Origin of the sequence: Haloferax marisrubri (genome assembly GCF_001469875.2) — an archaeon.
GTDB classification, from domain to species: domain Archaea; phylum Halobacteriota; class Halobacteria; order Halobacteriales; family Haloferacaceae; genus Haloferax; species Haloferax marisrubri.
The window spans coordinates 1-23,285 of the sequence record NZ_LOPW02000018.1 but is presented as its reverse complement, the minus strand read 5'-3'; the positions used below and the strand labels follow the sequence as shown (position 1 = coordinate 23,285).

23 protein-coding genes are annotated in these 23,285 nt (G+C 65.9%); 11 read left to right on the top strand and 12 right to left on the bottom strand.

Going from position 1 to position 23,285, the window contains the following annotated elements; genetic code table 11:
* The first annotated feature begins 41 nt into the window (after positions 1-41).
* Positions 42-461, top strand: coding sequence for a GlcG/HbpS family heme-binding protein (locus tag AUR65_RS15055; protein ID WP_058567641.1), 420 nt, complete (start codon positions 42-44; stop codon positions 459-461).
* Between the two features lie 54 nt (positions 462-515).
* Here AUR65_RS15055 and AUR65_RS15050 read toward each other — a convergent pair whose 3' ends face one another.
* The 3 genes from AUR65_RS15050 to AUR65_RS15040 all read right to left on the bottom strand — a co-directional run bounded on the left by AUR65_RS15050 (position 516) and on the right by AUR65_RS15040 (position 4,438).
* Complete coding sequence (locus AUR65_RS15050; RefSeq protein WP_058567640.1) at positions 516-1,673, bottom strand: M20 family metallopeptidase; 1,158 nt, start codon at positions 1,671-1,673, stop codon at positions 516-518.
* Positions 1,674-1,795: 122 nt separating this feature from the next.
* A complete protein-coding gene (locus AUR65_RS15045) occupies positions 1,796-3,028 on the bottom strand; it encodes a Cdc6/Cdc18 family protein (protein WP_004041152.1) in 1,233 nt (410 codons plus the stop codon).
* A gap of 843 nt (positions 3,029-3,871) precedes the next feature.
* Positions 3,872-4,438, bottom strand: a complete 567-nt coding sequence (locus AUR65_RS15040; protein ID WP_058567639.1) for a TATA-box-binding protein — start codon at positions 4,436-4,438, stop codon at positions 3,872-3,874.
* 273 nt (positions 4,439-4,711) lie between these two features.
* Here AUR65_RS15040 and tenA point away from each other — a divergent pair, with 273 nt between their 5' ends.
* The 3 genes from tenA to AUR65_RS15025 are packed head-to-tail and all read left to right on the top strand — an operon-like array spanning position 4,712 to position 7,757.
* Complete coding sequence (tenA, locus tag AUR65_RS15035) at positions 4,712-5,377, top strand: thiaminase II (RefSeq protein WP_058567638.1); 666 nt, start codon at positions 4,712-4,714, stop codon at positions 5,375-5,377.
* On the top strand, positions 5,374-6,234 hold the full coding sequence (locus tag AUR65_RS15030; RefSeq protein ID WP_058567637.1) for a TenA family protein: 861 nt from the start codon (positions 5,374-5,376) through the stop codon (positions 6,232-6,234). Before tenA ends, AUR65_RS15030 begins: the two co-directional genes overlap by 4 nt.
* On the top strand, positions 6,228-7,757 hold the full coding sequence (locus AUR65_RS15025) for a sodium:solute symporter family transporter (protein ID WP_058567636.1): 1,530 nt from the start codon (positions 6,228-6,230) through the stop codon (positions 7,755-7,757). The genes AUR65_RS15030 and AUR65_RS15025 overlap by 7 nt, the downstream gene beginning before the upstream one ends.
* Before the next feature lie 46 nt (positions 7,758-7,803).
* Here AUR65_RS15025 and AUR65_RS15020 read toward each other — a convergent pair whose 3' ends face one another.
* A complete protein-coding gene (locus AUR65_RS15020) occupies positions 7,804-8,196 on the bottom strand; it encodes a pyridoxamine 5'-phosphate oxidase family protein (RefSeq protein WP_058567635.1) in 393 nt (130 codons plus the stop codon).
* 284 nt (positions 8,197-8,480) lie between these two features.
* On the opposite strand from AUR65_RS15020, the gene AUR65_RS15015 reads away from it, so the two are divergent.
* On the top strand, positions 8,481-9,500 hold the full coding sequence (locus AUR65_RS15015; protein ID WP_058567634.1) for a lipid II:glycine glycyltransferase FemX: 1,020 nt from the start codon (positions 8,481-8,483) through the stop codon (positions 9,498-9,500).
* Between the two features lie 19 nt (positions 9,501-9,519).
* On the opposite strand, the gene AUR65_RS15010 is transcribed toward AUR65_RS15015, so the two are convergent.
* The 4 genes from AUR65_RS15010 to AUR65_RS14995 form a co-directional block, all read right to left on the bottom strand.
* Positions 9,520-10,530, bottom strand: a complete 1,011-nt coding sequence (locus tag AUR65_RS15010; RefSeq protein ID WP_058567633.1) for an aldo/keto reductase — start codon at positions 10,528-10,530, stop codon at positions 9,520-9,522.
* An 81-nt stretch (positions 10,531-10,611) separates the two neighbouring features.
* On the bottom strand, positions 10,612-11,349 hold the full coding sequence (locus AUR65_RS15005) for a sporulation protein (protein WP_058567632.1): 738 nt from the start codon (positions 11,347-11,349) through the stop codon (positions 10,612-10,614).
* Positions 11,350-11,597: 248 nt separating this feature from the next.
* Positions 11,598-11,813, bottom strand: a complete 216-nt coding sequence (locus AUR65_RS15000) for a hypothetical protein (RefSeq protein WP_049917787.1) — start codon at positions 11,811-11,813, stop codon at positions 11,598-11,600.
* A 481-nt stretch (positions 11,814-12,294) separates the two neighbouring features.
* Positions 12,295-12,489 (bottom strand): hypothetical protein, encoded by a 195-nt coding sequence (locus AUR65_RS14995; protein WP_058567631.1) that lies wholly within the window; start codon positions 12,487-12,489, stop codon positions 12,295-12,297.
* A gap of 169 nt (positions 12,490-12,658) precedes the next feature.
* Here AUR65_RS14995 and AUR65_RS14990 point away from each other — a divergent pair, with 169 nt between their 5' ends.
* Positions 12,659-14,149 carry an aldehyde dehydrogenase family protein gene (locus AUR65_RS14990; protein ID WP_058567630.1) on the top strand — a complete coding sequence of 497 codons (1,491 nt, stop codon included), beginning with the start codon at positions 12,659-12,661 and terminating at the stop codon, positions 14,147-14,149.
* 67 nt (positions 14,150-14,216) lie between these two features.
* On the opposite strand, the gene AUR65_RS14985 is transcribed toward AUR65_RS14990, so the two are convergent.
* The 4 genes from AUR65_RS14985 to AUR65_RS14970 form a co-directional block, all read right to left on the bottom strand.
* Positions 14,217-14,618 carry a MaoC/PaaZ C-terminal domain-containing protein gene (locus AUR65_RS14985; RefSeq protein WP_058567629.1) on the bottom strand — a complete coding sequence of 134 codons (402 nt, stop codon included), beginning with the start codon at positions 14,616-14,618 and terminating at the stop codon, positions 14,217-14,219.
* Between the two features lie 65 nt (positions 14,619-14,683).
* Positions 14,684-15,493, bottom strand: a complete 810-nt coding sequence (locus tag AUR65_RS14980) for a molybdate ABC transporter permease subunit (protein ID WP_058567628.1) — start codon at positions 15,491-15,493, stop codon at positions 14,684-14,686.
* Positions 15,474-16,436, bottom strand: a complete 963-nt coding sequence (locus AUR65_RS14975; RefSeq protein WP_233194386.1) for an extracellular solute-binding protein — start codon at positions 16,434-16,436, stop codon at positions 15,474-15,476. The genes AUR65_RS14980 and AUR65_RS14975 overlap by 20 nt, the downstream gene beginning before the upstream one ends.
* A 4-nt stretch (positions 16,437-16,440) precedes the next feature.
* Entirely contained in the window at positions 16,441-16,914 is a 474-nt protein-coding gene (locus tag AUR65_RS14970) for a molybdopterin-dependent oxidoreductase (RefSeq protein ID WP_058567627.1), read from the bottom strand.
* 158 nt (positions 16,915-17,072) lie between these two features.
* On the opposite strand from AUR65_RS14970, the gene AUR65_RS14965 reads away from it, so the two are divergent.
* The 5 genes from AUR65_RS14965 (at position 17,073) to AUR65_RS14945 (ending at position 23,260) form a co-directional block, all read left to right on the top strand.
* Positions 17,073-18,335 carry a glycosyltransferase family 2 protein gene (locus AUR65_RS14965; protein WP_058567626.1) on the top strand — a complete coding sequence of 421 codons (1,263 nt, stop codon included), beginning with the start codon at positions 17,073-17,075 and terminating at the stop codon, positions 18,333-18,335.
* A 258-nt stretch (positions 18,336-18,593) separates the two neighbouring features.
* Positions 18,594-19,763: an aspartate-alanine antiporter-like transporter gene (locus tag AUR65_RS14960; protein WP_058567625.1), complete on the top strand. Its 1,170-nt coding sequence runs from the start codon at positions 18,594-18,596 to the stop codon at positions 19,761-19,763.
* 187 nt (positions 19,764-19,950) lie between these two features.
* Positions 19,951-20,541 (top strand): hypothetical protein, encoded by a 591-nt coding sequence (locus AUR65_RS14955; protein WP_233194385.1) that lies wholly within the window; start codon positions 19,951-19,953, stop codon positions 20,539-20,541.
* Between the two features lie 94 nt (positions 20,542-20,635).
* Positions 20,636-21,364 carry a hypothetical protein gene (locus tag AUR65_RS14950; protein WP_058567623.1) on the top strand — a complete coding sequence of 243 codons (729 nt, stop codon included), beginning with the start codon at positions 20,636-20,638 and terminating at the stop codon, positions 21,362-21,364.
* Positions 21,365-21,433: 69 nt separating this feature from the next.
* Positions 21,434-23,260: a spermidine synthase gene (locus AUR65_RS14945; RefSeq protein WP_058567622.1), complete on the top strand. Its 1,827-nt coding sequence runs from the start codon at positions 21,434-21,436 to the stop codon at positions 23,258-23,260.
* Positions 23,261-23,285: the final 25 nt, after the last annotated feature.

Below are 23,285 nucleotides of genomic sequence, written 5' to 3'. Positions count from 1 at the left end.
CGTATAAGTAGGACCGTCGAGACCGGTTTCGACGAAGCGATATGTCCGATGCAATCAATCTCGAGACGGCGAAGGTACTCATCGAAGCGGCCGAAGCGGAGGCCGAGTCGATGGGGCTGCGAATGGTGATTACGGTCGCGAACCCGGAGGGTAACCTCATCGCACAGCACCGAATGGACGACGCGTGGCTCGCGAGCGTCGACATCTCTCGGAACAAGGCGTACACGGCGGCCGCGCTCAAAACACCCACGCACGAACTCGCCGAGGCGACCGAGCCCGGCGAGTCGCTCTGGGGTCTCCAGACGACGGACGAGAACCGACTCGTCGTCTTCGGCGGCGGCTATCCCCTCGAAGTCGACGGCGAAATCGTCGGGACCGTCGGCGTCAGCGGCGGCGAGGTGTCCGAAGACATGGCGGTCGCGAGTGCCGCGGTCGAGCGGTTCGAAGAACTCGTCGAATAACCGGCGTCGCCGTCAGCCGCTTTTTTTCGGGCCGCCCGTCCGACGGGCGAGTGCTCAGTTCCCGCCGGCTTCGAACAGCCCGCGGAGCGCCGTGCGGAGGATGTCGTACCCGGCTTCGACCTCCGATAGTTCGATGTACTCGTCGTAGGCGTGGGCCTGCGCCATCGACCCCGGCCCCCACGTAATCGCGTCCATCCCGGCGTCGTTGACGAGGTTCCGAACGTCGGTCGCCGCCCGGATACCCCACGGTTCGGGGTCGATATCCGCCTGCTCGGCGGCCGCGTCCCGAAAGCGCGTCGCGATGTCGCTGTCGGTCGGAACCGCCGCGGACTCGTAGACCCGCGTTCGCGTCCACTCGACGCGCAGGTCGTGTTCGGCCGCGACGTCGGAGAGTAGTGCGTCGATTTCGGCGTCGACCTCCTCGACGGACTCCGCGGGAACGAACCGCCGGTCGACCGTTATCGTCGCGCTCTCCGGGACGACGTTCTCCTTCGTCCCCGCCTCGAACCGCGTGACTGTCGCAGTCGGGCGGCCGACGAGCGAGTCCGAGCGCGCTCGAATCTCCTCGTCGTACGCTTCGAGCGCGTCGAGAACGGGCCGGGCGTTCCCAATCGCGTTGTCCCCCTCGTCGGGCCGGCTCGCGTGCGACGGGTCGCCGCCGACGGAAATCTCGTACCATCCGAGCCCCTTCGCGCTCGTCGCGGTCCGCAGCGCCGTCGGTTCGAGCACGACGCCGTACTCACCGTCGTAGCCGCGTTCGAGGAGCGTCTTCGTTCCCGGTTCGGCCGTCTCCTCGCCGACGGCGGCGTGGAACACGACCGAGCCGTCGAGGGCCTCGGAATCGAACGCGTCGGCGAACTCGACCGTCGCGAGCATCGCGAGAGCGACGCCGCACTTCATGTCCGCGCTCCCGCGGCCGTACAGTCTGCCGTCTCTGACGGTCGGTTCGTACGGCGGATGCGTCCACTTGTCACGGTCGCCCGCCGGGACCACGTCGAGATGGCCGTTGAGCACGACCGAGGGCTCGCCGTCGCCGACGCGCGCCGCGACCTGCGGTCGGTCGGGGAACGGTTCCTCGATGAGCGTCGCCGAGACGCCTCGGGATTCGAGCCAGTCGTACACGAAGTTCGCCGCCGCCGCCTCGTCTCCCGGTGGGTTCTCGGTCTCGATTTCGACGAGACTCGTGAGCAACGAGAGTAACTCCTCGTCCATGGTTTCGGTCGTCTATCGACAGAGACGGACGTGTGTTAAGGGTTCGTGCGGTAGCTTTTTTCCGACGCGGGCGCAGGCGTCGAAGGATTCGTACGAACGTGCGCGTCGCGTGTCGCGCGCCGCTATTCGAGCGTGGAGATACGGCTGTCCCGGAGGAGCACCCGCTTGACGATGTCCGGGTCTTCGAGGAGGCGGTGGGTCCCGTGGACGCCCTGCCCGCGGCCGCGCCCGCGGACCTCCGACTGGATGACGTTGAGGAAGTCGAGTTCCTGCAGGAGTTCCTGCACGCGGCGCTCGGAGAGTTGGTCCATGTCGAGGTCGTCGGCGACCGTGAGATACTGTCGGTAAATCTTGTTCGTCGTGATTTCGGCGGTCTTTCGGCCGCCGGTCTGGAGCACGAGCGAGTAGAGGACGGCCTTCGACTGCGTGGCGGTCCCTTCGAGGAGTTCGCTGAAGCGGTCGGCCTCGCTCTTTTCTTTCGCCGCCCGCACGTGGTCGTCGGTGACGGTCTCGGCGCTCTCGTTGCGCGCGATGCGGCCGGCGTTCCGAAGGATGTCGATTGCCTTCCGCGCGTCGCCGTGTTCCTGGGCGGCGAGCGCGCTGGCGAGGGGAATCACGTCGTCGGTGAGGACGCCCGGCTTGAACGCGTCCTTCCGGTTTTCGAGGATTTCGCGGAGCTGATTCGCGTCGTAGGACGGGAAGACGAGTTCGTCGTGGGCGAAACTCGATTTGACGCGCTCCGTGAGTTCCTCGGGGTAGTCGATCTTGTTCGAGATGCCGATGATGCCGATACGCGAGTCCACTATCTTTTGATTCTCGCCCGCGCGCGAGAGTTTCCGAAGCACCTCGTCGTCGCGGAGCATGTCGATCTCGTCGAGGATGACGATGGTGACGTCGGAGCAGGTGTCGAGCACCTGCCACAGTCGGTTGTAGTAGTCGCCGGTCGACAGCCCGCGCTCGGGAATCGTCATCCCGCTTTTCGACGGGTCGTTGACCTGCGAGGCGAGCGTCTTGATGACCGACGCCTCGGTGTGCTGTTCGCCGCAGTCGATGACGGCGATTCGGACGTCGACGTCCTCGCGGACCGCCTCGTGTTGGAGTCGCTCGCTCACGAGGCGGGCGGTGAGCGTCTTGCCCGACCCCGTCTTCCCGAAGATGAACAGATGGGTCGGTTCGCGTCCGAAGATGGCGGGGTTGAGCGCCTGTGCGACTTTCGACATGTGCTCGTCGCGGCCGACAATCTTGTCGGGACCGGGGAGATGAGAGATTTTGAGGATATCCTCGTTCGCGAAGATGGGCTGGTCGTAGCGGAACAACGGGTCGCGAGTCCCACCCTCGCTCTCGTCCGATGTCATGTGAGTTCGGTATTCATACTCACCCCTAATAAAGGTGAAGGGGTGGACTCGCGTTTGTAACAGCGACAAATACGGCCGTTTGAACGGTACTTCGGACCCGGTTTTGGATTCGACGATCAACGAGTAGCATCGCGCAAGTAAGACCGTCAGACACCACCCTCGCGTTTGTAACGGCCGAAACGGTCACGAGGAAGATGGGGTCGGTGGGGGTACACTCGCGTTTGTAACTCGGTCTCCGAGAGACCACCCTCGCGTTTGTAATCGAGCGGGGGAGTACCGTCGCGTTTGTAACGTCGAGTGGTGGGAGCGGCGGTGCAGACACACCACCCTCGCGAATGTAACGCGAATCGGTGTGGGGGTGGGTCGGAGAGCAGGGTGTTGTCGGTTGGTTTTGCCCCTAGATTTACAAACGCGAGGGGGGTGTGTCGAATTCCCCTAGGGACTGGCGTAGCCGTTACAAACGCGAGGGGGGTGTGTGTGTCCTCCCGAGCGAAGACGGACGAATTGTGAACAACACCCGCCTCTCGAAGAACAGCCACCACACTCCGACACATCAGCAATTCGACACCTCGGCACCTCAACATCTCGACACGCATCGAACGACGTGATGCCGTTCTCCCGACTGACACACCAAACTATCACTAGTAGCTAAACTACTAGTTCTCTCACTCAACACAACAATACAATAACACGATAACATAACAATACAACAACACAACCACAAACAACGAATCAGAGACTAAAGGAGACGGAATCGGCCTCCGGTTTACCGTCTTCCCAGCCACGTCAACACGTCAGTACGCCACCCCGTCTCTCAACGACCACCGAGTACCTGCCGAGTGCTCACCCGAGCAGTCCGAGTTCGCGAACGTCCTCGTCGACGACTTCGAGCGCCGCTTCGGCGTCGGCAATCCGCTTCGCTCCTGTAATCACGATTTTTCCGCTGCCGAACATGAGGACGACGACGCTCGGTTCGTCGAGGCGGTAGACGAGTCCGGGGAACTGCTCGGGTTCGTACTCGACGGCTTCGAGACCGAGGCCGATAGCGAGCGCGTTCAGGTTGAGCGCCGCCCCGAGGTCGGCGCTCGAAACGATGTTTTGGACGGTGATGTCCGGGTCGTCGGGAATCGGTATCCCGAGTTCGGTGAACTCGTCGAACAGCGTTTCGATGGCCGTACTCACGTCGCCGACGCTGTCCGCGCCGGTACAGACGACTTTTCCCGACCGGAAGACGAGACACGCCGACTTCGGGTCTCGGGTTCGATACACGAGTCCGGGGAAGTTCTCGGGGTCGTAATCGGTCCCGTTCATGTCGAGCGAGAGTCGTTCGAGGTCGAGTTCGACCGGGACTTCCGTTGAAGCGACGACGTTCTGAATCTCGATGGACCCGACGGCGTTCACGTGCGACATCTTGTGAATTTGTTGACACTCATCTGTGTTAAACTACCGGGGTCGTTTACCCCCGTTAATCACCGGACAACTGGACAATCGGGCGACTAACCCACCGGTGGCCGGAAACAGTCGAAACTGGCCAACAATCCGGACTTGACAACAGCCGAACCGAATGGCGAACCCGCCGAACAAAGCCGATACGATGGCCCGAGACACCCGCTCTCCCGCGTGAATAACTAATGAATACCACCCTATCATAATTCTTTTCAGCGTCTTCTTCGATTACTCGCCATGGCGTTCACAGACACGATTCGCGACGAGGCCGACGAGTTCTGGTCGGCCATCCTCGACCATCCGATGGTCGTCCGACTCGGGGAGGGGAGCCTCGACGAGGAGCCGTTCCGCTACTGGGTGCGGCAGGACTACGTCTACCTCGTCGAGTACAGCCGCCTCTTCGCGCTCGGGGCCGCGAAGGCTCCGACGCTCGACTCGATGGGGACGTTCGCGAGCCTCCTCGAATCGACTGTCAACGAGGAGATGGACCTCCACCGAAGTTACGCCGCCGAGTTCGGCATCGAGCCCGACGAACTCGAAGCGACGACGCCGTCACCGACGACCCGGGCCTACACGGACTTCCTCGTTCGCACCGCGACGCTCGGCTCGTTCGGCGACATCGTCGCCGCCCTCCTCCCGTGTATGTGGGGGTTCAACGAGACCGGTCTCCGACTCGCCGACGCGGGAACCCCGGATCACGACCAGTACGCCGCGTGGGTCGAGATGTACGCCGGCGACGAGTTCACCGAACTCACCGACTGGTGTAAGGCGCTCATGGACGACGTGGCCGCGAGCGCGACCGAGTCGGACCGCGAGCGCTACCGCGACCTGTTCCGCACGTCGGCGCAGTACGAGTACCTGTTTTGGGACGCCGCGTGGCGGCGGGAGGAGTGGCCGCTATGACCGACGCCGACCAGTCAGACTCGATTGGTTCGCCCGACTCACCCGACGCGGACTCATCGACCCCCGAGACGTACGACGAGTTCGCCGCGTCGCGGTCGGACCCGCGCTTTACCGACTGGCTCCGCGAGCGCGCGGGCGACTCGTGGGACGACGCGACCGCTCACCGACTGACGCGAGAACTCGCCGCCGACGAACTCGCAGACGACGTGTTCAGGCAGTATCTCGTGCAGGACTACGCCTTCGTGGAGACGCTCGTCGGCGTCTTCGGCCACGCCGTCGGCACCGCGCCGACCATGGAGTCGAAGTCGGAACTCGTCTCGTTCCTCGGCGTCCTGACCGACGACGAGGACGACTACTTCCTGCGGGCGTTCGACGCGCTCGACGTGCCCCAGTCCGTCTACTCGGACCCGAAGACGACGCCGACGACGCGCGCCTTCATCGACCTCCTCGAACGCGCCGCGGGGCAGGGCGGGTACGCGGAGACGCTGGCGGTACTCGTCCCTGCCGAGTGGGTCTACCTGTCGTGGGCGACCGACGCGGCCGACGCCGGTACCCATCCCGGCGAATCGCCCTCGCGGTTCTACCTCTCCGAGTGGATAGACCTCCACGCAATCGACGACTTCGCGGCGTTCGTCGAGTGGCTCCGGACCGAACTCGACCGCGAGGGCGCGGCCGCGTCACCGCGCCGACAACGGCGGCTCGAACAGTTGTTCCGCCGCACGGTCGAACTGGAGGTCGCGTTCTTCGACGAGGCGTACGAACTGGCTCCGTCCGGCGATTCGACCGCGACTGCAACCTCGGCCGCGTCCTCACACTCGACCGACGGGTCTTCCCAACCGGGTGACGGCCGATGGTGAGTTCGACCGTCGCGCTCGGGTTGACCGTCGCGACGCTCGTCGCGTTTACCGGCGTCGGCGTGTGGTTCTCCCGCGGCCGCGTCGGCTCCGTCGAGGACCTCATCAGCGCCCGCGACTCTACGGGGAGTCGGCGAACGACGGCGACGCTCGTCGCGTCCGTCATGGGCGTCTGGGTGCTCTTTTCGGCCCCCGAAGCGGGTGCGAGCTTCGGTATCGCGGCCGTCGTCGGCTACGCGGTCGGCGAGGCCGTCCCGATGCTCGTCTACGCCCGCCTCGGCCCGCGAATCCGGGAACTCATCCCCGAGGGCCACTCGCTGACCGAGTACGCCCACGCCCGCTACGGGACCGCGATGTACGCTTTCGTCCTCCTCGTGAGCGCGCTTTACATGTTCATCTTCCTCGCCGCCGAGCTGACCGGCATCGCGGGCGCGCTCGCGCTCGTTGCCGGCGTCCCGCAGTGGCAGACCGCGCTCCTCGTCGGCGGCTTCGTCCTGCTCTACACGAGTTACGGCGGCCTCCGTGCCAGCATCGCGACCGACGCGGTCCAGGCGGCCGTCGTCATCCCACTCTTACTGCTCGCGTTCGTCGGCGCGCTCGTCGCGCTCGGCGGTCCCGCCGCCGCCATCGACGGTATCACGGCGACGAACCCCGCGCTCCTCGACCTCGGCGCGGTCGCCGGCCTCCAGTTCGGTCTCGCGCTCGCGTTCGCCATCCTCGGCGCGGAACTCATCAATCAGACGTGGTGGCAACGCATCTACGCGGCCGACTCGTCGGAGACGGTCGGGCGGAGCTTCCGGACCGCGGCGCTCGCCAACGGTGCCATCGTGTTCGTCACCGCCTTCTTCGGCGTCGTCGCGGTCGGCAACGCCGCCGTCGTCACCGACCCCGCGAGCGCGGGTTACAACGCCGACGCCGCCTTCTTCGTCCTCCTCGGCGAAGCGTTCCCCGAGTGGCTCGTCCTCGCGGCGGTCCTCCTCGCGCTCCTGCTCGTGATGAGTTCCATCGACACGCTGTTCAACGCGCTTTCGAGCCTCGTGACCGCGGACCTCGCCCGCCTGCTCGCGGAGCCGAGCGACCGCCGCCTCGCGCTCGGGTCACGGGCGCTCACAATCGCCGTCGCAGTCGCCGCGATTTACGTCAGTCTCCGGGCCCAGAGCGTTCTCCGGCTGTTCTTCTTCGCCGACCTGCTCGGCGCGGCCGTCGCCTTCCCGCTCGTCTACGGGCTGTACTCGACGCGAATCACCGGCCTCGGCGCGCTCGCGAGCAGTCTCACCGGGCTCGCCGTCGGCCTCGCGTTCTTCCCCGACCTCCGCGGCGTCATCACGTCGATTCCGGTCGTCGGCGGGCTGCTCCCCGCCGCCGACCCGCTGTATCTCACCTCCTTCGGCGGGGCGTTCGTGGTGTCGACGGCGGCGTCGCTCGTCGTCGCCAGACTCACGGACGCCGGGTTCGACCTCGGTCGGCTCTCGCGGGAGATTCGGCGGTTCGACGACGGCCGAACCGACGCGCCGTCGTCCGACTGACGCGGAATCGTCTGACTCCCCCGCCTCTGTATCTCGACTCCCCGCCTCAGTACTCGCTGACCGTCGCGGTTCCCACCGAGATTCGGACGAGTTCGTTCTCGGGCCACGCCGACTCTTCCGCCCCGTACTTCCGGTTGATTCGCCGCGTGGCGTCTCGCAGGGCGTCCTCGTCGGCGACGACGGTGGCCGTTCCGAGAACCGTCACCTTCCATTGCGCCTGTCCCTTCTCGTCCTTCTGGATGGAGAGCGCGACGCGCGGGTTCTCGCGGATGTTGGCGAGTTTCCGGCCCGTGGTGAGCACCTCGATTACCCCGCGGTCGTCCACGTAGTCGAACCAGACGGGAGCGACGTGGGGTCGGTCGTCGACGCTGGTCGCGAGATGCGCCATGAGCGGTTCGCTCGTCACGAGCGACGCGGCGCGTTCGGAGAGGCCAGTCATACTCGGATATCGGTCTCTCGGCGTAAAACGATGGCTTCGGCCCGGTTTTACAAACGCGAGGGTAGTCCCCGCGACGGCGGGCACAGCCGGTTCTGACAACCTCCGTCCCCCTTCCTTGCTCCGTGAACACCCGAACCCTCTGATTTCATGTCCTCTCTTTGTTCTGTTTAGTTATTCCTAACGCCAGCCGGAACGCGGTTGTCATTCGTCCGAATCAGCCGAAATAACCCTCATAACGGGTGCATAACAAAGGGGTCGGACGCGACAGTTCAGGCACCTTACTCATGAGCATCGAGGTTCGGCGGGCGACTGGAGACGACGTCCACGGCTGGGACGCGTTCGTCGAACAGTCCCCGCATGGCAACGCGTTCCATCAGTACGACGCGCTGGAGATTCAGGCGGCGCACGCCGGCGCGGAGTTGGTTCCGCTCGTCGGACGAAAAGGCGAGGAAGTCGTCGGCTTGTTCCCGATGTTCCGCATCGACAAGGGACCGATAGCGACGGTGTTCTCGCCACCGCCGGAGCTTCGCGTCGCGTATCTCGGTCCGGTCCTCTTGAACATGGACCACATGAAACAGCGAAAGCGCGAGGGCCGACACCACGAGTTCATCGACGACTGCCTCGAATGGGTCCGCGACGAGATTCGACCGCGCTACACCCACATCCGGCTCGACGGTCGGTACGACGACCTCAGAGCCTTCTCGTGGAACGACTACACGATAACGCCGCAGTACACCTACCACGTCGACCTCTCGCCGGGCGTCGACGACGTACTCATGAGCTTCAGTAGCGACGCCCGGTCGAACGTCCGGAACGCGCCCGACGACGCGTACACCATCGAGGAGGGCGGACCCGAAGCAATCGAGCAAATCGTCGAACAGGTCGCCTCGCGCTACGAAGCCCAGGGCATCTCTTATCGGTCGTCACCGGAGTTCGTCAGGGACCTCTACACCTCCCTCCCGGAGGGGCAGATTCGCCCCTACGTCCTCCGAATCGACGGCGAGTTCGTCGGCGGGATTCTCGTCGTCGACTACAATGGGACGGTGTCGCGGTGGCAGGGCGGCGTGCGGACCGACGTGGAGACAGACCTTGCCGTCAACGACCTGCTCGACTGGCACATCATGCGTGACGCGATGGACCGCGGGCGGACGACCTACGACCTCGTCGGCGCGAACAACCGCCGCATCAACCGATACAAGGCGAAGTTCAACCCCAAACTCCACCCCTTCTACAGCCTCGAACGGAACGCGGCGGGGATGAAGACGCTCGCGCATCTCTACAAAACGATTCGCGAGGGCGTGTGACTGCCCAGCCAGCCCCGGGTTAGAGCCCCGCGTAGGGGTCTGGCTTCGCCTCGGTCAGGCGGTCGACCTGCTCGTCCGAGAGGTCGATAGCGGCGGCTTCGAGGTTCTCGGTCAGTTGTTCGATCGTGCGCGCGCCGACGATGGGGGCCGTGACGCCGTCGCGGTGCATGAGCCACGCGAGCGCCGTCTGGGCGGGCGTCGCATCGACTTCCTCGGCGACTGCGTCGAGTTCGTCGTGCACGTCGAAGTTCTCCTCGGTCAGATACGACTCCTCGAACCGGCTGGACTCCGCGGCGCGGGATTCGCCGGTGAGGCCGTCTTCGCGGGTGTACTTCCCGGTGAGGAAGCCCTGCCCGAGCGGACTCCACGGACAGACCGCGATGCCGTACGAGCGGGTCATCTCCAAGTAATCCCCCTCGATTTCGCGGTCGACGAGGTTGTACCGCGGCTGGGCGACGGTGAACGGCTCCCAGCCCTCGGCGCGGGCGATTTCGTTCGCCTTCGCCACCTTCCACGCGTTCGGTCGGAGCGTCGACGCGCCGAGGTAGTGGACTTTCCCGTCTTCGACGAGGCCGTTGAGCGTCTTCATCATCTCGCGGGTGGGCGTCTCGTCGTCCCAGCGGTGGATGTAGAGCACGTCCACGTAGTCGGTGTCGAGGCGGTCGAGCAGGGCGTCGATACGATGGCGGATGTTCTTCCGGTTCGTCCCGCGGCTGTTCGGGTCGCCGTCGCGAATCTGCCAGTAGATTTTGGACGCGATAGTGAACCGCTCTCGGTCTCGGTCTTCGAGCCAGTCGCCGATCCAGCGCTCGCTCGCGCCGCCGCCGTAGATGTCCGCGGTGTCGATGAAGCGCCCGCCGGCCGCCTCGTAGGCGTCGAGCAGTTCGTGCGCGCGCTCCTCGCCGATTTCGACGTTCCCCTGTTCGGTCTCCTTGCCGAACCGCCAGGTACCGAACTGGAGTTCGCTCGTCTGGAGGCCCGTCTCGCCGAACGGCACGAAGTCCAGGTCGATGTCTTCGAGTGTCGTCATGCCCGCAGAGATACGCCGAATCGACGCAAAAGCGTTGGGTAGCCGGAAGTGAGTCGGGGTGATTCGTCCCGTGCGCCGCCGTCAGGCGTTGGCGCGAATCAGCGACTCCAGTTCGTCGCGTACCTCGCTCGCGTCGGTGGTCCGAACCGTCGTCTGGACGGTCCGCTCGTCCAGGTCGCTAAGCTCGCTCAGGACGCCGCCGCGGCGGTCGACTTCGAGGAACAGTTCCAGCGCGTCTTCGCTCGGCCGGGGCACGACTTCGAGTTCGTCCAACGAACCGGCGAACGGTCCCGACGTGGGTCGGAACTCGAACTCCTGTACGAAGCGCCGAGTCGAGGTGAAAAAGCCGTGGGGGTCGGCCTCGCACTCGGCGCTGTGCAGCGAGAAGCCGAGGTCGTCGAGCGCGTCGAAGACGGCCTGCAGCCGCGGCGTCGGCTGGACGTTCAGGTAGTCTTTGTCTTCGGGGTCGACGGCCAGTTCGATGTCGAGTTCGGTCTCGACCCACACGTCGACGTTCCCGAGGGTGACGGGCGTTCCGTGCGGGATGTCGAGCGACACGTCTCGCGTCTCCTGTTCGTCCGGTTGGATGGTGAGGCTCTCCGCGAGGGTGTACTGTGCGATATCGACCTCTCGGTAGCCCTCTTCGGTCCGGTAGCGGGTCTCCAGTTCGAACCGAATCTTCCCGATTTCCTGTTCCGTCGACCCGCCTTCGATGCGAACCTCTGCGTCGACCGTCTCGCCGGGGCGGACGGTGTCGGAGGGGAGGACGGTATCGACGGTCGCGTTGCCGATTCCGATTCGTGCGAGGACCTTCTTCATGATGCACGCCGCACGTCTCGCTCGCGGTCTAAGTATCTCGTGGCCTCCCAGTCTCGCGATTCTCGTGACGGATACGTGCGTCTCACGAGCCGAACGGGAGCTATATAGTCGAAAATCTTCGCGTGTCACAGGATAGCCGCCCCTGACTCCCGCGAGCGGGTCGCGGGTCGGCGTGGGGCCTCGCACTCCGTCGCGTCCGGTTCGGTGGTCCGCCTTCGCTCAGGCCGCTCAGGTCGGCTCGACGGCCCTCACGTCACGTACACGTCGCCTTCGACTTCGTAGAGATACCCCTTGTTCAGGAGTTCGTCGACGGCTTCGGGGTCTTCGCCCGCCGAGCGCACCCGGCGGCGCGCGTCGGTCACGGGCATCCCGGCGTCGCGGTCGGCGACGAGGGGCCGAAGGTGCTCGAACGCTCGCGTCGCGCGAGGAGAAAGCGGTGTGTGTCCACCCTGTTTCGATGTCATCGAGTCCTCTATTCGCGACCACGGAACGCTCCGTAAAGAAGGTGGGTGCCGATTCGGATGCTTCGCGGAACGGCGCAATCTCGCCGTTGCGCTCCGCTTACCGACTCCGTGACACCGCCTGTCTGGTGATGCTGGCGCACTAGACAGAGACTGCACACGGAGAGCCGTTTTTCCGCTCTATCGGAGCACGCTACCCCCTCAGTTTTCTTACGAAGGGTATATTGTCGGCTCTCGCTCGTTTACAGACGCGTCTGCCTCCATCGCTCCTCGTAGACTAATGATTGATTTGTTGCTCACTTGGGCTTTGTATCTCTTTGTTGCCCTCCTATTCGTGGCCGGGACAGTGCTTCTGCTGCTTCCAAGTATCGCCGTCGAACGGGCCAATTCGAGGCGTACGGATGACGACACAAACTCGGAGGATGACTCCGACCCGTGACTCACTACAGCACAAAATCCTTCATGACTCCTCGACAGAGCGTGCTTACCTATCGGCGGACAGTTCGTCTCTTTTGACGAGAAGAATCACCGCGATAACCGCTGCGAATATCGTGTGTGACATCCTCAGCGTGCTGGTCGCAACGACATCCGAAAACTGAGTTAACACGATTACGAACGCGGCAGCGTAAAGCAGACACGGACCGATGAGGTAGACGGTGAGCGCTCTGGTTCGCTCCATAGGGACTGATTTCTGTGGCAACTGCCATAACTGTCGGATATTTGCTGTCTCTATACTGTGACCGCGCATCGGGCGCCGTAGGGACAACGGAATTTGAGGCTGTCGCAACGCGAGGGGTTCTCTGCTTTACGGCCCCACTTATTCCGCAGTCCCCAACTCGCGACTGCACATGGTCGACGACATTGCCACCGCCGCCGACTGGAACGCGCTGTACATCGACGGCGAGTGGACCGAGAGTGAGAGCGGTGAGAGCATCGCAGTCGAGGACCCGTCGACCCGCGAGACGATTTCGCACGTCCCTCGCGGGACGGAGAATGACGTCGATGCCGCCTACGAAGCGGCCGCCGAAGCACAGGAATCGTGGGCCGAGACGCCGCCCGCACGACGACAGGAGGTCGTCGAGCAGTTCCTCGGGGCGCTGAACGAGTACGAAGAGGAAATCATCGACCTGCTCGCACACGAGGTCGGTGGCTCGCGCATCATGGGCGAGACGTCCATCCAAATCGCCTCCGACCACGCGAGTGAGGCCGCGACGCTGCCCCGACGGATGCGGGGAGAACACGTCGATTCCAACGTCCCCGGCAAGGAGAACATCGTTCAGAAGAACCCGAAGGGCGTGGTCACGGTCATCTCGCCGTGGAACTTCCCGCTGAATCTGTCGATGCGGGCGGTCGCGCCCGCCGTCGCCGCGGGGAACGCGGTCGTACTGAAGCCGTCGACCAACTCCCCCATCACGGGCGGGCTGCTGTTCGCCAAACTGTTCGAGGAGACCGACCTCCCCGAGGGCGTCGTCAACGTCGTCACCGGCCGCGGCTCCGAAATCGGCGACCGCGTCGCCGGCCACCCCGAGAGCGACGTGGTGGCGTTCACCGGGTCGACCGAGGTCGGCAAGCGCGTCTCGGGCATCGCCGGCGAGAACCTCGCCGTGCCCGCGATGGAACTCGGCGGCAACAACGCCCACGTCGTGACCGAGGACGCTGACGTCGACCGGGCGGTCGACGCCGCGGTCTTCGGGAGCTTCGTCCACCAGGGACAGGTCTGTATCTCCATCAACCGCCACATCGTCCACGAGTCAGTCTACGACGAGTACGTCGAGAAGTTGGCCGAGCGGGCCGCGGAGCTACCCGTCGGCACCGCCCACGAGGACGACACGGTGGTCGGCCCCATCATCGACGAGTCCCAGCGCGACGAGATGCTGGGCTACGTCGAGGAGACGGTCGACGCCGGCGCGACGCTGGAAACCGGCGGCTCGACGGCCGATATCGACGGCGTCGACGACTCGCTGGTCGTCGAACCGACCGTCCTCTCGGACGTGACGAACGACATGGCCGCGGCCTGCAACGAGCACTTCGGGCCCATCGCGCCCGTCATCCCGTTCTCGGACGTGGACGAGGCGGTCGAACTCGCCAACGAGACCGACTACGGGCTCTCCGGGTCGGTCCACGCCGGCGACCTCGCCACCGGCAAGGAAATCGCCACCCGGATGGAGACCGGCAACGTCCACGTCAACGACCAACCCATCAACGACGAGGCGCACGTCCCGTTCAGCGGTATCGGAGCCTCCGGCGTCGGCACCTACAACAGCGACGCCTTCCTCGACGAAATCACGGAGGAGAAGTGGATTTCGCTCCAGCACGAACCCCGCGACTACCCGCTGTAAGCCGGACGACGCCGGTCTGAGAGCGAACTGCGGTCGGTGACCCACCTCGTCTCTCCGTCTCTTCCTCTCACGCCCCGTCGTGCGGCACCGACAACACGACGGCTTCGCCGGAGACGACCGTCTCGTCGCCGACGGTCGCGGTCGTCTCGACGGTGAGTCGGTCGCCGCCGAGCGATTCGACCACGGCGACCTCTGCGACGACCGTGTCACCGGGACGGACCGGGTTCTCGAAGCGCAGGTCCTGCGAGAGGTAGATGATGTCGCCCGGAAGCCGCGCGAGCGCGGCGCTGACGACCGAGGCGGCGAGCATCCCGTGGGCGATGCGCCCGCAGAACATCGTCTCGGCGGCGTACTCCTCGTCGAGGTGAATCGGGTTCTCGTCGCCCGACACCTCGGCGAATCGGTCGATTGCCTCCTCGGTCACGGAACGCTCCGATACCGCGCGGTCGCCGACGGTCGCGACTGGCATACGGTCGCTTCGATGGCCGCCGCACTCAATCCTCGGGTGCGGCGCGACGGTGGGTTTCAGTCCGCTCACTCCCATGGGTTCGTCCCCAGCGCGTGGACCAGCAGAATCGCCCCCACGGCGATGGCGACGAGGACGAGCGCGACCGGGAACGCGGCGTCGAGGCCGGTCGAGAGATACGACACCCAGATTTGCACCGGGAGCGTCCGCGGGTAGTACGCCAGCATGAGCGTCGCGCCGAACTCTCCCATCGCCCGCGCGAACGTCAGGGTCACGCCGGCGAGGATGCCCTGCTTCGCCAGCGGGAGCGTCACGCGCCGGACGCTCCCGACGCGGTCCTCGCCGAGCGAGCGGGCCGCCGCTTCGAGTTGCCGGTCCACGCCGTCGAAGGCCGTCTTCGCGGTCACGACCAGAAACGGCGAGGCGACGTACGTCTGCGCGAGGACGACTCCGACCAGCGAGCGCGTCAGCGGGACGCTCGTCAGTTGGCCGAGGCCCGCGGGGCCGACGAGTTTGAGCAGTAACATCCCGCTGACGACCGGCGGGAGCACCAGCGGGAGCATCACCGTCGCCAGAATCACGTCGCGGCCGCGGAACGACGTGCGCGAGAGCCAGTAGGCCAAGGGGACGCCGAAGGCGACGGCGACCAGCGTGCTCAGCGTCGCCGCGACGACGGAGTTGGTGGCGGCGGTCAGGACGACCTCGCTCGTCACGTCGCCGACCAGCGACGCCGGCGACTGCGCGAGGACGAGCGCGCCGATGGGTAGCAGGTAGTAGACGAGGAGCATCCCGGCGAGAAGCAGCGTCAGGCCTCGCCACGTCTCGGGCAGGAGTCGCGTGACGCCGCTCTCGCGGCGGTTACGTTCTCGGTGGGACATCTCCGAAGTAGTGTGGGTGGCTCTCGCGCACGGTGAACCCGGAGGGTTCGAGGAGCTCGCCGGCGGTCCCGACGAGCGCTTCGAACACCGACTTCGCCGCCGTCGCGTCGGTGCGGCGCGTCGCGGCGTACCGGATGGGGCCGCCGCGGACGGTGACGCCCTCCGGGAGCGTGTAGGAGACCGACGCGTACGCCGACGCGTGTTCGGGGTCGCTCAGGTTGATTTCGGCCGGGAGTTCGAGGTACGGGTAGTCGCGCTCGACGGCCATGCTCCGGTAGACGAACGCCGCGTCGATGCCGCCGGCGTCGAACTGCGCGAGCAGTTGCGTCTCGGGGTAAATCTGGTCGCGGCGGAGCAGGTCGTCGGCGAGCGCCGGCCAGTCGTAGTAGTCGGCCGCGAGCGCGAGCGCGAACCGCGTCCGGTAGCCGAGTGGGTCGAGGTCGGGGTCGGTTCGCCCGAGGCTGACGTCGTCGTCGAGGAGGGCGTCGGGCCACGACGTGGCCTCTGCAACCCGCGTCCCGCCGGTGGTCTGGGGGTTGTACGCGACGACGAGCGCGTTGTTGGCGAACGTCGCGTACCACGGGACCGAAAGCGGCGCGTCGAACAGCGTCGGGTCCGCGAGGGCGACGATGTCGGGGTCGCGTTGGTCGTCGGCGACCATCCGAGCCACGCGCGCGGAGCCGTGTGCCTCGACCTCGACGCGGGTTCCCTCGGGCGCTTCGAACTCGGTGGTGAGCGCCTGCTGGAGGCTCCCGGCGGCGAGAATCGACACGGTCGGCGTCGCCCCCGCGCGTCCGAGACAGCCCGCTGTCGCCGCGAGGCCGGTCGCCGCGACCCCGCCGACGGATGCGAGAAACGCCCGTCTGCTCGACCCGTTCGCGGGCTCGCTAGTCTTCACCGCCGCGTTCGTTCGGCTCGGTCGGTTCCGTCTGTCTCGCGTCATCTGGTCAGGGCTTCTTGAAGATGTCTTCGAGCGATTCGGGGTCGGTGGCGGGGTCGAGGGCGCGCGCCTCGACGGCTCGGACGCCTTTCACCGTTCGCGACCCGTCGACGTCGGGCGCGATAAAGCGCGTCTCGTAGTCGTGTTCCTCCCCGATGGGCGTCCCGTCGCGGGTGTAGGAGACGACGGCGTCGAGGGCGGCGTACACGTCGATGCAGACCCGATAGCCGTCGGTACTCTCGACCACGAGATGCGTCGTCTCGTCGTCGAGACCGGCGGCTTCGAAGAGGTCGAGGACCGGAACCCCGGTCCACGTCGCGGTGTGCCGCGTCCCCGACGCGCACGCGACCGTCACCGTTCGGTCTTCGGCGGGCAACCCGCGTAGCTCCGGGCCGGACAGCGTCACGCTGCTGTCGCCGCGGACGAGAATCGGCTCGGAGAGGGGGATCACCGGCCCCGACCGGTCGTGTTGTGCGTGCATGCGTACTCACTAGTCCGATATCGGTTTACTCTAACGATGTATGTAACCTTCGGTGATTAATTCTTTTAAACCGAGACGGAACGTGCGTCGACTCGCGCCGAGTCGGTCGATTCCGGAGTCCGTACATTCATTATTCCAAGAATGTATTTCTAATCTACATGTTCGAGGTCCAGTCCGAGCTGGCGATATTCGTCCTCCTGATGCTCGTCTGGACCGTCTTCGTGCTCTACTCGGCGTCGGTCTTCACGTGGTTCGTCGAGGTGCTCGTCCTCGCGTGGCGACAGACTATCGCCGCCGGCGACGTCGCCTACGGCTACGACGACATCCAAGTGCGCATCATCACCATCGACGCGGCCAACATCGTCCAATCGACGGTCAACGCCGTCCCCGACGGCCTCGACGACGTTCGGGTCGTCGCCGAGAAGCCGATTTCGGTCGACGGCGCGACGGTCCACGCCGTTCCGGAGGAGTTCACCTGCACGGCGTCACACAAGGGCCGTGCGCTCGAATGGGCGCGCCGCGAGATTCCCTGCGACAAGGAGTTCGTCCTCTACCTCGACGAGGACACGCTGATGGCGAACTTCGAGGGGTTGCCGGAGGGCGACATCGTCCAGATTACGGAACTCCCGCTGTACACCGGGTCGTGGGTGACGTATCTCTCGGAGGTGTTCCGAATCGGCTACCAGCGCGAACAGCGGGCGTTCGGCCGATTCAGCTTCCCGCTGTACGCGTGGGGCGGCGGCATCGCGGTTCGGACGAGTCTCGAAAACCGCATCACGTGGGACTCGAAGACCATCACCGAGGACACGGACTTCGCGTGGCGCGCGGCAGCCGACACCGACCTCGATTTCAACGTGCTGAACTGCAAGTTCCGCAATCAGGCCCCGCCGTCGGTCATGACGATGCTCAAACAGCGCCGGCGGTGGTTCTCGGGGACGCGGCAGGACTCCGACCTGTTGCCGCTCCACTATCAGGTGTTCCTGCAGTTCCGCCTCGTCGCGTGGGGCTTTTCGCCGCTCATCCCGCTGATAACCCTCATCACGTTCCTCGTCCCCGGCGCGCTGCCCGACCTGATGCTCTATCGAATCGGCTCGCTCCTCGAGTTCGCCACGCTGTTCGTCGTCACCGGCGTCGGCGTCGCAAGCTACTGGTCCGAGTCGAAACTCACGCTCCTCGCGGTCCCGTGGACGCCGATTCTCGTCGTCCTCAACACCGCGGGCGCGCTCTGGGGATTCGTCGCTCCGGTCGAGCACTTCGCCGTCACGACCAAGGTGGCGCTGGAGACGGTCGAAGAGCGCAACCCCGCGTTCGAATCCGGTTCGCTCACGGAACACGACGGGCGCAACGACCTCCCCGAACATCTGGATATGAACCGCGTTACGAGCGAACTCCGGGAATCTTTTCACATATCTGATGATTAATCGCGGGCCGTTCGGACCGCATCGTTCCTGGAGTGACCCCAAATAATATCCCGCTAAATACAGCGTACTTGGCGGTACTGTCTATCGATTCTGTGCATCGCCACCTCGTGGGAATCGAATCAAGCCTTATCCATCGCAGCCGCGAACCTCCACCTGTATGTCATCGAGAAGACAATTTTGTCATCATCGTTCACGTCGTTCGGCCGGGGCCGGCCCGACGGCCCGCGTGCACCGTCTCGGGACCGGGGGTGAGCGCCCGTGGCGGTAATCGAGTCGCTCGTCGGAAACGGGCTGTTCGTCCTGTTTCTCGCGGTGCTCGTCGGGATGGGTCTCGGCAAAATCAGTATCCGCGGCGTCAAGTTCGGCGTCGCGGGCCCGCTCTTCGCGGGGTTGGTGCTCGGCCACTTCGGCTTCACCGTCCCCGACGCGTACAGCGGCCTCACGCTGGCGCTGTTCGTCGCCGCGGTCGGCCTCATCGCGGCCCACGAAATCGAGGGGACCGTCAAGGCGTACGGGCTCAACTTCGTCGCCGTCGCGGTGCTGATGCCGACCGTCGCGCTGGCGCTCACCTACGTCTGGACGCAGTTCGTCTTCCCCAACGCGTCCACGCCGCTCATCATGGGGTCGTTCTCGGGCGCGCTGACGAGCAGTCCCGGGCTGGGGTCGGCCATCGAGGCCCTCCCCGCGGCCGCCCGGCAGGACTACCAAATCGGCCACTCCGTCGGCTACGTCGTCGGCGTCCTCGTCATCGTCGTGTTCCAGCAGTTGTACCCCGTCATCGCCCGACTGAACCTCGACGACGAAAAACGCCGTTTCGACGAGGCCATCGGCGGGACCGACGACGACGCGGCGTCGGAGTCGTCCGTCTCAGAGGTGACGTTCAGCGTGATGGGCTACGCGCTCGTCATCGTCGCTGGCGCGGTCGTCGGCTCGATTCCGATTCCGATGGGGCCGTTCGGAACGCCCTCGCTCGGGACGACCGGCGGCGTCCTCGTCGCCGCGCTCGTCTTCGGCTACTTCGGCCGGGTCGGTCCCGTACCGACGCGCATGGACACGACCATCCTCTCGGAGATTCGGGCGTTCACGCTCGCGATGTTCCTCGCGGTCGTCGGCATCGGCGCCGGCGGCGGCTTCCTCGCGACCATCGCCGAGTACGGTCTCCAAATCGTGGCGGCCTCGGCGCTCACGAGCTTCGTCGCCATCCTCGCGGGCCTCGCGCTCACGCGGTACGTCTGGGGGATGGACTGGATTAGCGCCGCCGGCGGTATCACCGGCGGGCACACCGACACGAAGGGGCTCGCGGCCGCCGTCGACGCCACCGGCGCAGACGAGGTCGCGGCGGGCTACGGCAACACCTACCCCTTCGCGCTCCTGTTCATGGTCGTCTACGCGAAACTCCTCGTCATCGTCATCCCGCTCGCCGCGTAGCGAACCGTTGGGGGTGTCGTAGTGCGAGTGTTTGATCGGCCGTGAACCGTCGCAGTCGGGCGTTCTCTCTCGTGGTCGCCCCGCCCTCGGGCCGCGGTCTGGGTCGCCGACGACCCTCCGGGGGCTGGCTCCCGCGCCGTGACAATCGAGTCGCCGATTGATGCGCTCACGGCGCGTCTTCTCGCGCATGAACGCGCACGCGAACACCGGCCCCGACCGCACCCGGAAACACGGGCCCTTCCCCGCGTACGGGCCCGTGGACGCGGCGCTCGGGTTCGTCGTCTTCTACCTGTTCGTCGAGCGCGCCACGCCGACTATCGTCGAAATCATGACGGGCGTCGTCCCCGGGCTCTCGGCGTCGGCGGTCGGCTTCGGTCTCGCGGCGTTCTTGTGGTTCATCTTCGTCGTGACGACGCTCGACCAACTCCGCCGACAACTCGCGGCGCTCGGCGTCGTCGCCGGAGAAAGCGGGCGCGCCGACCGCGCCGGGTCGGGACGGGTGGTCCCGTCCATTCCGTGGCTTCTGGTCTACGCTGTCGTCGCCGCCATCGGCGGCTCTATCGCCGCGTTCACCTTCGACCGCGCCGTCGACGCGGGCATCGCGCTCATCCGACTCGTCGCGGGCGTCGGCGTCGGCGTATTCCCGGTCGGCGCGTTCCCGCTCGTCGAGTTCCTCGCGATGGTCGTCTTCTTCGTCGCGTTCGGCGCGGCGACGCACTCGCTCGACAGGCTCCTCGTGGGGAGCGTCAGGGTCGCGTTCGCGGCGGTTCTCCCGTAGAACTCGTCAGCCGACGGGATTTTCTTTCTCACGAGACGTATCGAACCACAAGACTGTTATCCTAGTTTTCTGATTGACAGAGACGAGAGTCCCCATGAAGCGCCGCACGTTCCTCCAACTGACCGGTCTCGGGGCCGCCGGCGGACTCGCCGGCTGTCTCGGCTCGAACTCCCCTCCCCCGCGAAAGTCGAGCGTGGTCTCCGACTTCGAGGTGTCCGACGGCTCGCTCGTCGTCGACCTCGCCGACCAGACGTGGGTGATGTCGCGCTACGAAGCCGCCGACCAGTCGTCGCTGTCGGGCTTCAGTCCCCAGTCGCTGGCCGCGCTCAGCCCCGTCGGCGTCGCGAGCGCGGCGAAAAGCGGTGGCGGCGGCGGCGGCGGCCGTGGTGCGACCGGTCGCGGCACGGGCGGGTACGCCTCCGCTCCGCGGACGGTCCACGGCCACGCGTGGTACCACGGCGGCGACTACGCCGACGACTGGTACGAGAACAACGCCAACCAAGTGAGCCGGTTCCCCGTCGGCGTCGCCGCGCTCGGCATCGCCTACCTCGGGTCGACCACGGCGATGCGCGACGACGCGCCCGAGGCCGGCCCGGTGCCGTGGGACCGCGAGATACAGGACCCGAGCGGCACCGCCGAGTACGACCTGTCGGACGGGAGCCAACTCGGTCGAGACGGCTGGTACCGCGTCGGCGCGCACATCGTCGGCGACGACGTGAACCACGACTTCCGCTGGGAGTGTTACGACCTCGAAGTCACCGACGGCATCGGCGACGCGGGGTACTCCATCGAGGAAGAGTGGAAAGTCTCCCCGCGCATCTGAGCGGGACGAACCACGACAACGGCCGCGGCGGCGTCGTCGCACCCGCCGCGACCGACTTGCCCTCCATCGATGTCTGACACACGAACCGACACGGCGACGCTCCTGACGCTCACCTTCGTGGTGTCCTTTTGTAGCTTCGCCTACGAGTTTGTCTACTCGGAACTGCTGACGGTGATGTACGGCGGGACGGTCACCCAGTACGTCATCACGGTCGGCCTGTACTTCTTCAGCCTCGGCATCGGCGCGGCGCTCTCCGACGACCTCGACGGCGCGAACCTCGGCGGGAACTTCTTCCGCACTGAAGTGCTTCTCGCGGCCGCCGCGCCCGCGGGCTTCCTGCTCATCGTCGGCCTCAACAGCGTCCGCATCCCGCAGGCGGTGCCCGCGGAGGTCATCTGGACCGTCGCCCGCCTTCCCGTCGTCGTCGTCGGGTTCCTCTCCGGGTTCGAACTCCCGCTTTTGACCCGCATGTTCGACGAACTCGACGACGACGGGTCGGCGACGCCCTCGTGGCTCCGAACCGCCGGCACGCGAATCCACGATTTCGTCGTGGCCGCCGTTGGCACCCTCTGGACCGTCGAGCGGACGGAGGGCCGCAGAAGCGGGCTCTCCGTCATCCTCGCGATGGACTACGTCGGTGGCCTCGCCGGTGCCGTCGTCTACGCCCGCGTCCTCTACCCGGGTATCGGCCTCATCCCGACGATATTCGTGCTGGCGCTCCTCAACGGGGTCGCCGCGCTCGTCTTCGTCGCTCACTTCGGCGAGTGGTCGTGGTGGCCCTTCAGCGACGCCGGCGCGTCCGTAAGCGCCGCCACCGGGGGGAACGCGACCGACACGACCGACAGCGCCCGAGCCGACCGCTCGCTTTCGGCCGCCCGCGTCTCGAAGGCGCTCCTCGTCGTCTGTCTGCTCCTGACGGCGACCTACGCGGGCGTCGTCGCCAAGCACGACGCCGCCGACGAGCGCCTGTCGCAACTCTACCTCGAACAACAGATAGAAAACGAGTACCCGCCGGGCGCGATGCGCGCGACGGTCACCTCGCAGGAGACGACCGCCTACCAGCACGTCATCCGGTACAACCGCACGTGGACCGGTACCGGCCCGAACCCGCACTTCGACGGGCGGACAGAGCGGTGTCTCCGCCTCGGCGCGGCCGTCCAACTCTGCGAGAGTTGGGCCGACAGCTACCATGAAGGGCTGGTCGACGTGCCGATGTCGCTGGTCGACCCCGGCCCCGACACCAAGGTGCTCGTCGTCGGCGGCGGCGACTGGATCGCTATCGACCACCTGCGGGAGTACGGGGTCACCGTCGACCACGTCGACCTCGACGGCGAGTTCATGCGCGACGCGAAGACGGACCCGTTCTTCGGCCGCTGGCACGACGACGCCTACGAGTACGACCGGCTGAACACGACGGTCGCCGACGGCTACCGCTACCTCCAGGAGACGAACGAGACGTACGACCTCGTGTTGCTCGACGTGCCCGGCGCGACCGACGACGACCTGCTCACGCTCTACTCGACCGAGTTCTACCGCTCCGTCCGGACCCACCTCTCCGAGGACGGCGTCGCGGTGACGTGGGGCTACTCCCCCGACGCCTACCCGGAACACCACAAAGCGTTCGTCAACACCGTCGGGGCCGCGGGTTTCACCAACGAGCTTTCGTACTGGGTGCGCGAGGACCTCGACGACGACGGCGAGACCGAACGCGTCGAGCAGTTCTACGTGCTCGCCCCCGGCGAGCGCCCCCGACTTACCGGCGACGGTGCGACCCGGTACGTCCGCGCCCGCGAGGAACACTACGCCGCAGTCGAGTGGCGCGCGGTCCCGCACTACCGCGGCGTCCGCGAGAACTCCATCTTCCATCCGAACTACGACATCCTCGTCGACACCTGACTACCCATGCCCTCCCACCCACCCT